Here is a 13157-nt window from a genome sequence, read left to right as displayed (position 1 = left end):
TCTTGCAATGGGCATGTCGGTCGGAAATCAGGGAATGCAGTCGGGCGGGCGCCGCAGGCGCGGCCGCAAGAAGGCGCTCATGAGCGAAATCAACGTGACGCCCTTCGTCGACGTGATGCTCGTTCTCCTCATCATCTTCATGGTTTCCGCGCCGCTGCTCACCGTCGGCGTGCCGATCGACCTGCCCGATACGCAGGCCAAGGCAATGAATGCCGATACGCAGCCGATCACCGTTTCGGTCAACAGCGAAGGCAAGATCTATTTGCAGGAAACCGAAGTTCCGATCGACGAAGTGGTGCCGAAACTTCAGGCCATCGCCAAGACGGGCTATGAAGAGCGCATTTTCGTGCGTGGAGACAAGGCTGCCGATTACGGCACCGTCATGAAAGTCATGGCCCGCATTTCCGCCGCCGGTTTCAAGAATATCGGCCTCGTGACCCTCCAGGAGCAGGATAGCTGACGCCATCATGAAGGCTGGCCTGACATCTTCTGTTGCATTGCATGCCGTTGCGGTTGCGCTGGCAGTGGTTTCGTTTTCCTCGCCGAAGGCTTTCGACGTGCAGGATTCGGAATCATTTCCGGTCGATATCGTACCGATCGAGTCGCTGACGCAAATCCAGCAGGGCGACAAGAAGGCGCCCATGAAGGAAAAGTCGGCGCCCGTGCCGACAACCAAACCGCAGACTGTTCCAAACGCCGAGAATTTCGGCGATCAGGACGTAGACACCACCACGCCTCCAAAGCCCGACACCAAGGCGAAGCCGATCGAGGCGGCTGAGGAGCCGAAGGCGCAGCCGGAACCGGTGAAGAAGCCGGAGCCGAAGCCCGATCCGAAACCGGAACAGAAGCCGGAAGAAAAACCGACGCCGGTTCCCGCCACGGAAATGCAGGCAAAGCCGGAGCCGAAGCAGGAGGTGAAGCCTGATCCGGTGGCAGAAGCCATCGAAAAACAGGCCGAAGCACCGGATGCCGAAGCGCCGAAGCTGCCGGACAAGGTGCCGGCGCCGGAGGCAAAGCCCAAACCGCCGCAGGCGCAGACGGCCAAGACCAACGAGCGCAAGCAGCCGGAAGAAAAGAAGAAGACGCAGAGCGCCTCGCAGACGTCGCAGTCGAAGAATGATGCGATTGCCGATGAGGTTGCAGCCCTTCTCAACAAGCAGAAGGCGTCCGGCGGCGGTGCGAAACGCTCCACCGATCAGGCGTCGCTGGGCGGCAAGAAGAATACTGGCGGCTCCAAGCTCAGCCAGAGCGAAATGGATGCGCTGCGCGGCGCGATCTCGAAGTGCTGGAACGTGCCCGCCGGTGTGGCGGATGCGCCGGGGCTGGTCGTGACCGTCAAGATGAGGCTCAACCAGGATGGCTCCATTCAGGGCGTTCCGGAAGTGACATCGGGCGGCGGCGGCGACGGTGTGGCGCGCGCCGCGGCCGAAAGCGCCAAGCGCGCTGTTGCACGCTGCGCACCGTACAATCTGCCAGTCGACAAATATGATTCATGGTCGGAAGTGATCGTCAACTTCGACCCGAGCGAAATGTTCTGACCGGGGTTCCGGTCGCCAACCACTGCAAGGACAAAGAGGTCCCAGAAGACATGAAAATCGGCATCATCAATACAAAGATCCGGACGGTCTTTTCGGCTTTCGCGTGTATGATTGCCGCAAGCCTTGTCTGCACCATGCCGGCGCGCGCCGTCGTGGAAATCAACATCAACAAGGGTGTGATCGAGCCGCTGCCGATCGCCATCACCGATTTCCTTTCGGCCGATCAGCTTGGGTCGAATATCACATCGGTCATCGCGGCCGATCTGGAGCGGTCGGGCCTTTTCGCACCGATCGACAAGGGCGCTTTCATCGAGAAGATTTCCAATCCGGATGCGGCTCCGCGTTTCGAGGACTGGAAGGTCATCAATGCGCAGGCGCTCGTCACGGGCCGCATCACCAAGCAGCCGGATGGCCGTCTCAAGGCCGAGTTCCGCCTGTGGGATACGTTCGGCGGCCAGCAGATGATCGGCCAGCAGTTCTTCACTACGCCGGACAACTGGCGCCGCGTGGCGCATATCATTGCCGATGCGATCTATGAGCGCCTGACCGGCGAAAAGGGCTATTTCGACACGCGCGTCGTCTTCGTCGACGAATCCGGCCCAGCGCAGAAGCGTGTGAAGCGTCTGGCCATCATGGATCAGGACGGCGCCAATGTGCGTTACATCTCCGACGGTCGCGCCATTTCGCTGACGCCGCGTTTCTCGCCGAACCGTCAGGAAGTCACCTATATGTCGTTCGAGGGCGGCTCGCCGAAGGTCTATCTGCTGCAGCTCGAAACCGGCCAGCGGGAACTCGTCGGCAATTTCCCTGGCATGACGATTGCCCCGCGCTTCTCGCCCGATGGCCAGAAGGTCGTGATGAGCCTGCTCCAGGACGATGGCAGCGCCAATATCTATACGATGGACCTGCGCAATCGTTCGACCACGCGGCTGACCAACAGCCAGGCCATCGACACCGGCGCATCCTATTCGCCGGATGGCTCGCAGATCGTCTTCACCTCCGACCGCGGCGGGCGTCCGCAGCTCTATGTCATGGGTGCCGACGGCTCCAATCCGCGCCGCATCTCCATGGGCGACGGCAGCTATTCCACGCCGGTCTGGTCGCCACGCGGCGATCTCATCGCCTTCACCAAGCAGTCGCAGGGCCAGTTCTCCATCGGTGTGATGAAGACCGACGGTTCGGGCGAACGCCTGCTGACCTCCGGCTTCCACAATGAAGGCCCGACCTGGGCGCCCAATGGCCGCGTGCTGATGTTCTTCCGCAAGGCGGCAGGCGCAGGCGGTCCAAAACTCTTCACCATCGACCTGACCGGCCGCAACGAGCGCCAGATCCAGACGCCGAACTTCGCCTCCGACCCGGCATGGTCGCCGCTGCTCGAATAGGCTTTTGCGAAAACTGACCAAAGCTGAAGGCGCGAAACTCCCGGTTTCGCGCCTTTTTCATGCATGGAGCGGTTTTGGTTGGGCCTGAAACGGGGAACCGCTCTATCCTGTTGTTTTGTCGCATTATCCTGACGCAGAACCGCTTCGCGCTTTTGCCGGAAATGCTCAAATTGCCACAATCCTTGCCGGAAAGCCGTGTTTCTGCCGCATTTTGCCCCCAAGGGCTGAGGCAGCAAGAGAATATTAACCATACTTCTTGAGCCTGTCTTAACCTCAATATGATTATTGGATGGTTACGCAGGAACATCAAATCTTAAGGAGCTCCGGCCCATGCGCCGTATCCAGTCGATTGCACGTAGCCCGATCGCTATTGCCCTTTTCATGTCGCTCGCCGTTGCCGGTTGCGCGTCCAAGAAGAACCTTCCGAACAATGCCGGTGATCTGGGTCTCGGTGCAGGCGCTGCGACGCCGGGTTCCTCGCAGGACTTCACCGTCAATGTCGGCGACCGCATCTTCTTCGATCTCGATTCGTCGCTGATCCGCGCCGATGCACAGCAGACGCTTTCCAAGCAGGCCCAGTGGCTGCAGCGTTATCCGCAGTACTCGATCACGATCGAAGGCCATGCCGACGAACGCGGCACGCGTGAATACAACCTCGCTCTCGGCCAGCGCCGTGCAGCCGCCACCCGCGACTTCCTTGCTTCGCGCGGCGTGCCGACCAACCGTATGCGCACCATCTCCTATGGCAACGAACGTCCGGTCGCAGTCTGCGATGCCGACTCGTGCTGGTCGCAGAACCGCCGCGCCGTCACCGTTCTCAACGGTGCAGGCAGCTGATCTGACAACAGCTGGAGCATTTCCCGAATTATCGGAAATGCTCCATTCTTGATTGACGCGCATCTTGATCCGAAAACCGTTTCACACTTTTCGGGATGCGCTCAGGTGTTACGGAAAAGCGGCTTTCGAGCCGCTTTTTTCGTTTCTGGCCGATTGTTTGGCCGTTTTGACAAACTTTGGCCGAAGTCGCGCCTGTCATAGTGAGCGTCAAATGGCCTTGCTTTTCGCATTGTCCGACGCAAAACCGCTTCGCACTTTTGCTGGAAATATTCTAAAAGCGTGCGGCAACCATGTTCAGCGCCTGTTCAGGCGCGGCATTCGATCATCCTGTTCATTGTGAACCGGATGGGTGAACTAGCAGGGGCAAAAGGGAATGAGGAAACCAATGAGGAAAGTGACGCTGGCGATTGCCATGCTGCCGCTTTTGGCGAGTGCTCCGGTTCTGGCGGCATCCGTTTCTTCGCAAGCAGGCATTCAGCTCGCGCAGGCAGGCGCTCCCGGCGGGGATCAGTTCTCCCAGCAGATATGCAATCTGGCGCATCAGAACGCCCAGTCCTATGCGCGCATCTTGCAGCTTCGCGACAAGATGCTGAAAATCCAGCGCGACAATGAAGCGCGTTTCCAGGCGCTGGAGAAGGGCCGTGGCGGTGCGCGCAATCATGTCAGCATCGGCTCGACGGCTATTCTCGATGATGCCATGCGCGATAGCGGCGCAGGCGGCGGGCAGGGCGGCTATCAGAGCCCCGGCCTGCAACAGGAACTGGTGCGCAACCTGACCGGCAAGGTGGAGGATGTGGACGCCCAGATTTCGTTCACCGACAACCAGTTGCAGAAGGCGCAGGAAGACAATGAATTCCGCTTTGAAGAGCTGGAAAAGAAGAACGGCGTAACCTCGCCCTCGTCCAGCGGTGCGTCCCAGCCCGCACCCGCCGCGGCATCGCCGGGGGCTGATCTGTGCGCGCAGGGCATGGGCAACCCCGCCGCGATTGCGGATGCGCTCAGCGCGCGGGCGGAAGCCATGAACTTCCAGATCCTCGAAATGCAGGATCAGATGCAGAAGATGCAGGAAGAAAACGAAAACCGCTTCCAGTTTCTGGAAACCGGCAAGCGCGCGGATATGGATGTTCAGCAGGCTGGCGGCGACACGTCGCTTGCCGATGCCGGCTCCAGCCAGGGCATGGGTCAGGGCAATAACGGAAATCTCGATGGCGGGGTTTCCGGAAATGCCGCGCCAAACGCCGCTGGCCAGATGTCAGGCGCCGATTCCGTGGCTATTGGTTCCAGCGCACAGGGCGGACCGGCACGTGGCGAGCCGCCGCAAACGCTGGGTTCCATCCGGTTCGACGCCAATGGCAATGTAATCGGCGAAACGCTCGATGCCACACCGCGCACGGCGCAGCCGGGTGTGGCATCCGGCGCCACGGCGGGCGGAACGGCGGCAGGCGATGCGGTTGCATCCCTTCCCTCCGACGATAATCCCAATTCGCTTTATCAGGCATCCTATCAATATCTGATGTCGGGCGACTACAAGGCCGCCGAAACCGGGTTCCGCGAACATGTGAAGCGTTATCCGGCTGATCCCAACACGGCGGAAGCCCGTTTCTGGCTGGGAGAATCGCTTTACGGTCAGGGCCGTTATCCGGAAGCCGCAACGGTCTTCATCGATACGCAACGCGATTATCCCGATTCGAAGCGCGCGCCGGAAAATATGTTCAAGCTCGGCATGACGCTTGAAAAAATGGACAATCGCGATGTCGCCTGCGCCACCTTCGCGCAGATTCCAGAACGTTACCCCAAGGCGTCCCCCGCCATATTGAAGCGCGTCGCCGATGAGCGCAGCCGCGCGAAGTGCTGATTGCGGAGTTTTTTTCGTGGGGCTTAGCCCAAGCAATATTTCCCAATTATTCGAGCCATTCGGATTTGAGCGTGCCAGGGCTGTGATTGCCGCCGTGTCGGGCGGCAGCGATTCTCTCGGCCTGCTTTTCCTCCTTCGGGATTATATGGCCATGCTCCAGAACCCGCCACGGCTGGTTGCCGTGACGGTGGACCACCGGCTGCGCGCTGAATCGAAGATCGAGGCCGAGAATGTCGGCCGGCTTTGCCGGCAATACGGCATAGAACACCGCATTCTCGCCTGGGATGAGGCGAAGCCCGCAAGCGGGCTTGCCGCTGCCGCGCGCACGGCGCGTTATCGCCTGCTGGTGCAGGCCGCGCGGGAGGCGGGTGGGGATTTTATCGTCACCGGCCATACGCAGGACGACCAGATCGAAACCTTTCTGATGCGCCGGGAACGCAGCACCCATGCCGAGGCGCGGGGCCTTGCCGCCATGTCATCCCGCTCATGGCTGGAGGGCGTCAGGCTGAAAGGCTCCATCGAACTCGACCGCCCGCTGCTTTCCGTTTCCCGGCAGGCCTTGCGCGATGAATTGCGGCGAAGAGGCATCGCCTGGGTCGATGATCCCAGCAATGTGAACACGGCATATGAACGGCCGCGCATTCGTCTGGGCATTGCCGCCGAAACCGACCGGCAGGCGGTTCTCGACCGGATTGCCGAGGCTGGCGCCGCGCGTGAACGCGACAATGCCGTGCTGGTTGCAGCGCTTGCCGATCCGGCAAGCCTGCGCATGGATGCGACCGAAACCCTGCTCGTCGAGCCGCAGCTCTATCGTGCTCTTCCGGTGAATGTGCGCCGGCTGTTTTCGGGATTGCTGGCGGCCATTGCCGGGGGGCGTCGCTTCCTGCCGGGCGACAGCGAACGCTTACGCATCGAACGGGTTCTGTCGGGAGGTGATGACAGCCATCGCCTGACCGTGTTCGGCGCCCTGATCGAGCGGGGCGAGGGCGGCCTCCCGCATCGGTTCCGCCGCGAAAAACGCAATCTGCCCAACCTTCGCCTGGAGCCGGGCAAATCTGTCGTCTGGGACGGGCGTTACCGTTTTTCGAATGACGGCGCATCCGGTTTCGATCTTGCGGCACCGGGACGCCAGGCGCTTGCCGATTTCCTGAAGGCGCAGGACATCCAGGTCGACTCGCGCAAATGTGAGGGCCTGCTGGTTTCTCCGGCCCTTTACAGGGAAGGGCAGCTTTTTGCCTTGCCGTTCCTGCCGGATGGAAATCTTCCGCAAGGCATTCATATCGAACGGCATTTTGCCATCTTCGATCACGTCCTGCCGGGGCATGATTTCGCGCTCGCAATGGCCGTTCAGGCCCGTATCGGGCGCGTCTGCGCGGAAATGTCCTAGAGAGGTTCCCGATCCAGCAGAATCGCCGGGAATAGCTCGCTCTTTTGTTTCGGCGCATTATCCTCACGCATCGAAGCGGGATCGGAAATCAGTCCAGTGGACGGATTTCCCCGCGCAGGCGCTTCGCACTTTTGGCTCGAAATGCTCTTTTTATAAACCAGAGTGCGAAGAATCGAGGATGCGGGGGCGAACGCGCCTTGGCAAGGCCATCCTTCGATCCTATGTTAGGCCGAAACATCATTCCGTGCCCGCGGAATGGCCGTGGTATCGATTGGACCCGATATGAATCCGAACTATCGCAACTTCGCCCTTTGGGCGATCATTGCTCTTCTTTTGATCGCGCTGTTCAACCTGTTCCAAAGCCCAGGTCAGCGTTCCAGTTCCCGTGAAGTTTCCTATTCGCAATTTATTGACGACGTCTCCAACGGTCGCGTGAAATCGGTCACGATCACCGGCCAGCGGATCACCGGCACCTTTGCCGACAATGGTTCGACCTTCCAGACCTATTCGCCGGGCGATACGGGTCTCGTTTCGCGCCTTGAAAGCAAGGATGTGGCGATCACCGCGCGCCCGGAAACCGACGGTTCCAGCTCGCTGATCGGCATTCTGTTGTCGTGGCTGCCGATGATCCTCATCCTTGGCGTGTGGATTTTCTTCATGCGCCAGATGCAGGGCGGCTCGCGCGGGGCGATGGGGTTCGGCAAGTCGAAAGCCAAGCTTCTCACCGAAGCGCATGGCCGCGTGACCTTCCAGGACGTCGCCGGTGTGGAGGAAGCCAAGCAGGACCTTGAGGAAATCGTCGAGTTCCTGCGCGATCCGCAGAAGTTCCAGCGTCTCGGCGGCAAGATTCCGCGCGGCGTGCTGCTCGTTGGCCCTCCCGGCACCGGCAAGACGCTGCTGGCGCGTTCGGTCGCGGGCGAAGCCAATGTGCCTTTCTTCACCATTTCCGGTTCGGACTTTGTTGAAATGTTCGTCGGTGTCGGCGCAAGCCGTGTCCGCGACATGTTCGAACAGGCCAAGAAGAATGCGCCCTGCATCATCTTCATCGACGAAATCGATGCGGTCGGCCGTCATCGCGGCGCCGGTCTTGGCGGCGGCAATGATGAGCGCGAACAGACGCTCAACCAGCTTCTGGTCGAGATGGACGGTTTCGAAGCCAATGAATCGATCATCCTGATCGCGGCGACCAACCGTCCCGACGTTCTCGATCCGGCGCTCCTGCGTCCGGGCCGTTTCGACCGTCAGGTCGTGGTGCCGAACCCGGATATCGTCGGCCGCGAGCAGATCCTCAAGGTGCATGTGCGCAATGTGCCGCTTGCCCCCAATGTCGATCTCAAGGTTGTCGCACGCGGCACGCCGGGCTTCTCCGGCGCCGATCTCGCCAACCTCGTCAACGAAGCCGCCCTCATGGCCGCGCGCCGCAACAAGCGCCTTGTGACCATGCAGGAATTCGAGGACGCCAAGGACAAGATCATGATGGGCGCGGAACGCCGCTCCGCCATGACGCCGGAGGAAAAGGCCAATACCGCCTATCACGAAGCCGGTCACGCCATCGTTGCGCTCAATGTGCCCGCGGCTGATCCGGTCCACAAGGCCACCATCATTCCGCGCGGCCGCGCGCTGGGCATGGTGATGCAGCTTCCCGAAGGCGACCGTTATTCGGCCACCTATACGTGGATGGTGTCGCGCCTTGCCATCATGATGGGCGGCCGCGTGGCGGAAGAGCTGAAATTCGGCAAGGAAAACATCACGTCCGGTGCTTCCTCCGACATTCAGCAGGCCACCAAGCTTGCCCGTTCGATGGTGACGCAGTGGGGCTATTCCGACAAGCTTGGCCGTGTGGCCTATGGCGACAATCAGGAAGAAGTCTTCCTCGGCCATTCGGTATCCCGCACGCAGAATGTTTCGGAAGAAACCGCGCAGATCATCGACGCCGAAGTGCGCCGCCTGATCGACGAAGCCTATGCCGAGGCGACCCGCATCCTGACCAAGAAGAAGAAGGACTGGATCGCGCTTGCCGAAGGACTGCTCGAATATGAAACGCTGTCCGGCGACGAAATCAAGGAACTGATCGCGGGCAACAAGCCATCGCGCGATCAGGGCAGCGATACGCCGTCGCGCGGTTCGGGTGTGCCGAAGGCCGGAAGCCCGCGCAAGCGCAAGGGCAGTGAGCCCGGCAGCGAACCGGGCATGGAGCCGCAGCCGCAGTAAGCTGCGTGCAAACGACGTGGAGAAAGCCGGGTTTGTCCCGGCTTTCTTGCATTCAACCTGGAGCATTTTCGAGCCAAAAATGTGAAACGTCTCAAGCGGTTCCGGTTTAAATGGAATCGTCGGAACCGCTCTCGTTTCGGCTCAAACCTGCCGCAAAGGCTCGTTAAGGATTTCGGCGCATCATATTGCACCGGCTTACGACTTTGGATGTGGGCGTGCTGAAGCTGCCGCCAAAGGCGAAATTGCATTTGGACATGTTTTCGCGTTAAGAACGGCGAAAATCTGCTGTCCGGCTGCCATCCGGCTGATCAGCAGCCGTTTCCCGCCGGCGAAACCGGGCGGCATGGTCGAAAATATAGAGAGCGTTTCATGGCTCAGCGCAAGGCGAAACAGATGACACGGAAATATTTCGGAACCGATGGCATTCGCGGACAGGCAAACAGCTTTCCGATGACACCGGAAGTTGCCATGAAAGTCGGCATGGCGGTGGGCCATATCTTCCGCCGCAAGGGCCAGGCCTCGCGGGTGGTGATCGGCAAGGATACGCGCCGGTCCGGCTATATGCTGGAAAATGCGCTGGTGGCCGGTTTCACTGCCGCCGGCATGGATGTCTTCCTGCTCGGCCCGATCCCGACGCCCGCCGTCGCAATGCTGTGCCGCTCGCTGCGCGCCGATATCGGCGTCATGATCTCCGCCTCGCACAATCCATTCTATGACAATGGCATCAAGCTGTTCGGCCCGGACGGTTACAAGCTGTCCGACGAGATCGAGCTGAAGATCGAGGCGATGATCGATGGCGATCTGACCCCCTGCCTCGCAAGCCATGGCGATGTTGGCCGCGCCAAGCGCGTGGATGGCGACATCTACCGCTATATCGAATTCGCCAAGCGCACGCTGCCGCGTAATATCGATCTGAACGGCCTGCGCGTGGTGGTCGATTGCGCCAATGGCGCGGGCTACAAGGTGGCCCCCGCCGCCCTTTGGGAACTGGGCGCGGAAGTCATCACCATCAACAACGAGCCGAACGGCATCAACATCAATGAGGATTGCGGCTCCACGCATCCCATCGGCCTGATGAAGAAGGTTCATGAGGTGCGCGCCGATGTCGGCATTGCGCTCGACGGCGATGCGGATCGCGTGCTGCTGGTCGATGAAAACGGCACCGTCATCGATGGCGACCAGCTGATGGCCGTCATTGCCGAAAGCTGGGCGGCATCTGATCGCCTTGAAGGCGGCGGCATCGTGGCGACCGTCATGTCCAATCTTGGGCTGGAGCGCTTCCTCGCCGACCGTCACCTGACGCTGGCCCGCACCAAGGTGGGCGACCGCTATGTGGTCGAGCATATGCGCGAGCATGGCTTCAATGTCGGCGGCGAACAGTCAGGCCATATCGTGCTGTCCGATTTCGCGACCACGGGCGACGGCCTGATTTCCGCCTTGCAGATTCTTGCCGTTGCGCAGGAACAGGGCAAGCCGATCAGCGAAGTCTGCCGCAAGTTTGATCCGGTGCCGCAGCTTTTGAAGAATGTGCGTACCGCTGGCGGCAAGCCGCTGGAGAACAAGCGCGTGAAGAGCGCAATCGATGAGGCCACCGAACGGCTCGGCGTTCAGGGGCGTCTGGTTATCCGTCCGTCCGGCACGGAGCCGCTCATCCGCGTCATGGCGGAAGGCGATGATCGCAGTCTGGTGGAGAAGGTCGTCAACGACATCATCGATGTGATCTCGTCGGAAAGCAGCGCTGCGGCCTGATCTTGCCCCGGCACGGCTGCGAACGGAAGGCGCGGGTTTTGCCCGCGCTTTTTTGCTTCGATTCGGCTTTTTATAAATTAGATAATCTTAATAAACTTGGTAAAAAAACAAGGTTAAGTTGTATTTAACTTTTGCCGCATAGGCTCCCCTCAAACATTTTTATCCGTCGCTTGCGGCGGCGCGATTCTTCTGTGGGGCAGACAAATGAAAAGTCTTACGAAAACTCTTTTTGCCGGTGTAGCGGCATCGGTTGCCCTGATGGCTGCGGCGCCGGCTGCGGTTGCGGCCGATATCATTGAGCCTGTGCCGGAAGTCCCGGAAGTCGTCGTTGCGCCGCCTGCCGTTGGCGGTTGGTATCTGCGCGGCGATATCGGGTACTCCAAGGCCAAGTTCAAGGATGCCGACTACGCGACCATCGATAATTGCGCGACCTGCGGCGGCAATTCATCGACCTTCGGCAGCAACACGCTTTATGGCGACCTCAAGGGTTCGTTCCTTGTGGGCGGCGGTGTCGGTTATCAGGTGACGGATTATTTCCGTACCGATCTGACCGTCGACTACATGACCCGCGCCAGATTCAACGGCCATACCTATGGTGCGGCCTGTAACGGCGATCTCAACTGCGCTTCCGATGAGCGCGGCCGTTTCTCCGCCCTGTCCATTCTGGCCAATGCCTATGTCGATCTCGGCAATTTTGCCGGCTTCACGCCCTATATCGGCGCCGGTATCGGCGGCACGCGCGTGAAATGGGGCGACCTCGACGACGTTCGTTATGGCGGCACGCAGGAAGGTGCGGCCAACTGGCGCTTTACCTATGCGCTCATGGCCGGTGCGTCGGTCGATCTCACGCAGAACCTCAAGCTCGATGCGGGCTATCGCTATCGCCATATCAATGGCGGCAAGATGTTCGAAGGCAATCAGTGGCTTGGCGACGGCTACGACAATGGCATGAATGTGCATGATGTGCGTGTCGGCCTGCGTTACATGTTCGGCGGTGCGGCTCCCGCCTATGCCCCGCAGCAGGTCTCGACCATCGTGGACGGCCCGGTCTACAAGTAAAAAGCAAATGCCAAGACAGCAAAGGCCCGGTCATCCGGGCCTTGTTTGTTTGGAAGCATAGTAAAAATGCTCCCTATTTATGCGATCTTAACCATGTTCATTCATACATGATGATACATACATAAGCGGGGATTTCATCATGTCTATGCAATGGCGTGCTTTCTGCTCGTCAGCTTCATTGCTGGCGGGATTATGCGTCGTATCGCAGTCTTTTGCCGCCGATCTCGATATGGTCGGTTTTGAGCCCACCGTGCCGGTGCAGCCGGTCGAGGTCGGGTCCGGCTGGTATCTGCGCGGCGATATCGGCTACACCATCGTCTCCAAGGTCAAGCTTCAGGAAAAGACGCCTCTCTGGAACGGGACCGAGGGCTATGATCTGGACAAGAATGTCGTGCCTTCCGTCGGCATTGGCTATCAGTTCACGGATAATCTGCGCGGCGACGTGACGCTCGGCTATTCCAAACAAAGCTTCGATGATTACGATGTCGATGTGCGCAGCTGGGACATGATGGCCAATGCCTATGTCGATCTGGGCACATATTACGGCTTCACGCCCTATCTCGGGGCTGGCCTTGGCTTTGCCAATGTGCGCTATGCCGTCGATACGGCCTATGGCGATTACAAGTCGGACGATGATTATCGTCTTGCCTGGGCGCTGATGGCGGGTGTCGGCATCGATGTGGCTTCCAATATCAAGCTCGATATCGGCTATCGTTATGGGGTGATCGAGGGCGGCGAAATTGCAAGCGCGGCAGCGGCCACGCTCAGCGACAAGGACCTCCAGTCGCATCAGCTGCGCGCCGGTGTGCGTTTCACGGCCTGGTAATAGCAAGTCTCATCGAGACTTGGTTAAGCCCGTGCGGCAATTGAGCATTTTTCAGGGTTTGGATAGCGTTTGTATCTTAGGGTCAGGACCTACTCATTTTATGGAAATGGCACCTGAAATGACAAGAGCGGCTCGACGCAGCAGATCGCCAGTCATTTCGGTGTCCAGAGGATGTGGTCCATCCGCCCGGCTACTTCGTCGAAAAGGCTCGAAAATGAACCACATTTCCTTCGCCTTTTCTCCTCGTATCCAAACGGATGGCCTCACACCATTTTCATCAAATGAGTAGGTCCTGACCCTCGCGCCCTGCTAT

At 59.7% G+C, this 13157-nt stretch carries 10 protein-coding genes; all 10 read left to right on the top strand.

Going from position 1 to position 13157, the window contains the following annotated elements; all coding sequences use genetic code 11:
- The first annotated feature begins 7 nt into the window (after positions 1–7).
- The 10 genes from tolR to AVM02_RS05185 all read left to right on the top strand — a co-directional run bounded on the left by tolR (position 8) and on the right by AVM02_RS05185 (position 12844).
- Positions 8–460 (top strand): protein TolR, encoded by a 453-nt coding sequence (gene tolR / locus AVM02_RS05230; RefSeq protein WP_411505935.1) that lies wholly within the window; start codon positions 8–10, stop codon positions 458–460.
- Between the two features lie 7 nt (positions 461–467).
- Positions 468–1538 carry a cell envelope integrity protein TolA gene (locus tag AVM02_RS05225; RefSeq protein WP_411505934.1) on the top strand — a complete coding sequence of 357 codons (1071 nt, stop codon included), beginning with the start codon at positions 468–470 and terminating at the stop codon, positions 1536–1538.
- A gap of 50 nt (positions 1539–1588) precedes the next feature.
- Positions 1589–2920 (top strand): Tol-Pal system beta propeller repeat protein TolB, encoded by a 1332-nt coding sequence (tolB, locus tag AVM02_RS05220; RefSeq protein ID WP_411505933.1) that lies wholly within the window; start codon positions 1589–1591, stop codon positions 2918–2920.
- Positions 2921–3250: 330 nt separating this feature from the next.
- Positions 3251–3757, top strand: a complete 507-nt coding sequence (gene pal / locus AVM02_RS05215; protein WP_104753864.1) for a peptidoglycan-associated lipoprotein Pal — start codon at positions 3251–3253, stop codon at positions 3755–3757.
- 373 nt (positions 3758–4130) lie between these two features.
- Positions 4131–5612, top strand: coding sequence for a tol-pal system protein YbgF (ybgF, locus tag AVM02_RS05210; RefSeq protein ID WP_411505932.1), 1482 nt, complete (start codon positions 4131–4133; stop codon positions 5610–5612).
- Between the two features lie 16 nt (positions 5613–5628).
- Positions 5629–6999: a tRNA lysidine(34) synthetase TilS gene (gene tilS / locus AVM02_RS05205; protein WP_411505931.1), complete on the top strand. Its 1371-nt coding sequence runs from the start codon at positions 5629–5631 to the stop codon at positions 6997–6999.
- A 282-nt stretch (positions 7000–7281) separates the two neighbouring features.
- On the top strand, positions 7282–9210 hold the full coding sequence (gene ftsH / locus AVM02_RS05200; RefSeq protein ID WP_411506012.1) for an ATP-dependent zinc metalloprotease FtsH: 1929 nt from the start codon (positions 7282–7284) through the stop codon (positions 9208–9210).
- 393 nt (positions 9211–9603) lie between these two features.
- Positions 9604–10959 carry a phosphoglucosamine mutase gene (gene glmM / locus AVM02_RS05195; RefSeq protein WP_411506011.1) on the top strand — a complete coding sequence of 452 codons (1356 nt, stop codon included), beginning with the start codon at positions 9604–9606 and terminating at the stop codon, positions 10957–10959.
- A 204-nt stretch (positions 10960–11163) separates the two neighbouring features.
- On the top strand, positions 11164–12018 hold the full coding sequence (locus AVM02_RS05190) for an outer membrane protein (protein WP_411505930.1): 855 nt from the start codon (positions 11164–11166) through the stop codon (positions 12016–12018).
- Positions 12019–12157: 139 nt separating this feature from the next.
- On the top strand, positions 12158–12844 hold the full coding sequence (locus tag AVM02_RS05185; protein WP_411505929.1) for an outer membrane protein: 687 nt from the start codon (positions 12158–12160) through the stop codon (positions 12842–12844).
- The last annotated feature ends 313 nt before the right edge of the window (positions 12845–13157 follow it).

This window comes from Brucella anthropi (assembly GCF_046630315.1).
Classification (GTDB): domain Bacteria; phylum Pseudomonadota; class Alphaproteobacteria; order Rhizobiales; family Rhizobiaceae; genus Brucella; species Brucella anthropi_A.
The sequence above is the reverse complement of the archived record's forward strand: the minus strand, read 5'-3'. Positions and strand labels throughout refer to the sequence as shown.

Excerpts from the sequence above, each read along its gene's own strand:
- tolR (WP_411505935.1), top strand. The coding sequence starts at position 8 with ATGGGCATGTCGGTCGGAAATCAGGGAATGCAGTCGGGCGGGCGCCGC.
- AVM02_RS05225 (WP_411505934.1), top strand. The coding sequence starts at position 468 with ATGAAGGCTGGCCTGACATCTTCTGTTGCATTGCATGCCGTTGCGGTT.
- tolB (WP_411505933.1), top strand. The coding sequence starts at position 1,589 with ATGAAAATCGGCATCATCAATACAAAGATCCGGACGGTCTTTTCGGCT.
- pal (WP_104753864.1), top strand. The coding sequence starts at position 3,251 with ATGCGCCGTATCCAGTCGATTGCACGTAGCCCGATCGCTATTGCCCTT.
- ybgF (WP_411505932.1), top strand. The coding sequence starts at position 4,131 with ATGAGGAAACCAATGAGGAAAGTGACGCTGGCGATTGCCATGCTGCCG.
- ftsH (WP_411506012.1), top strand. The coding sequence starts at position 7,282 with ATGAATCCGAACTATCGCAACTTCGCCCTTTGGGCGATCATTGCTCTT.
- glmM (WP_411506011.1), top strand. The coding sequence starts at position 9,604 with ATGACACGGAAATATTTCGGAACCGATGGCATTCGCGGACAGGCAAAC.
- AVM02_RS05190 (WP_411505930.1), top strand. The coding sequence starts at position 11,164 with ATGAAAAGTCTTACGAAAACTCTTTTTGCCGGTGTAGCGGCATCGGTT.
- AVM02_RS05185 (WP_411505929.1), top strand. The coding sequence starts at position 12,158 with ATGTCTATGCAATGGCGTGCTTTCTGCTCGTCAGCTTCATTGCTGGCG.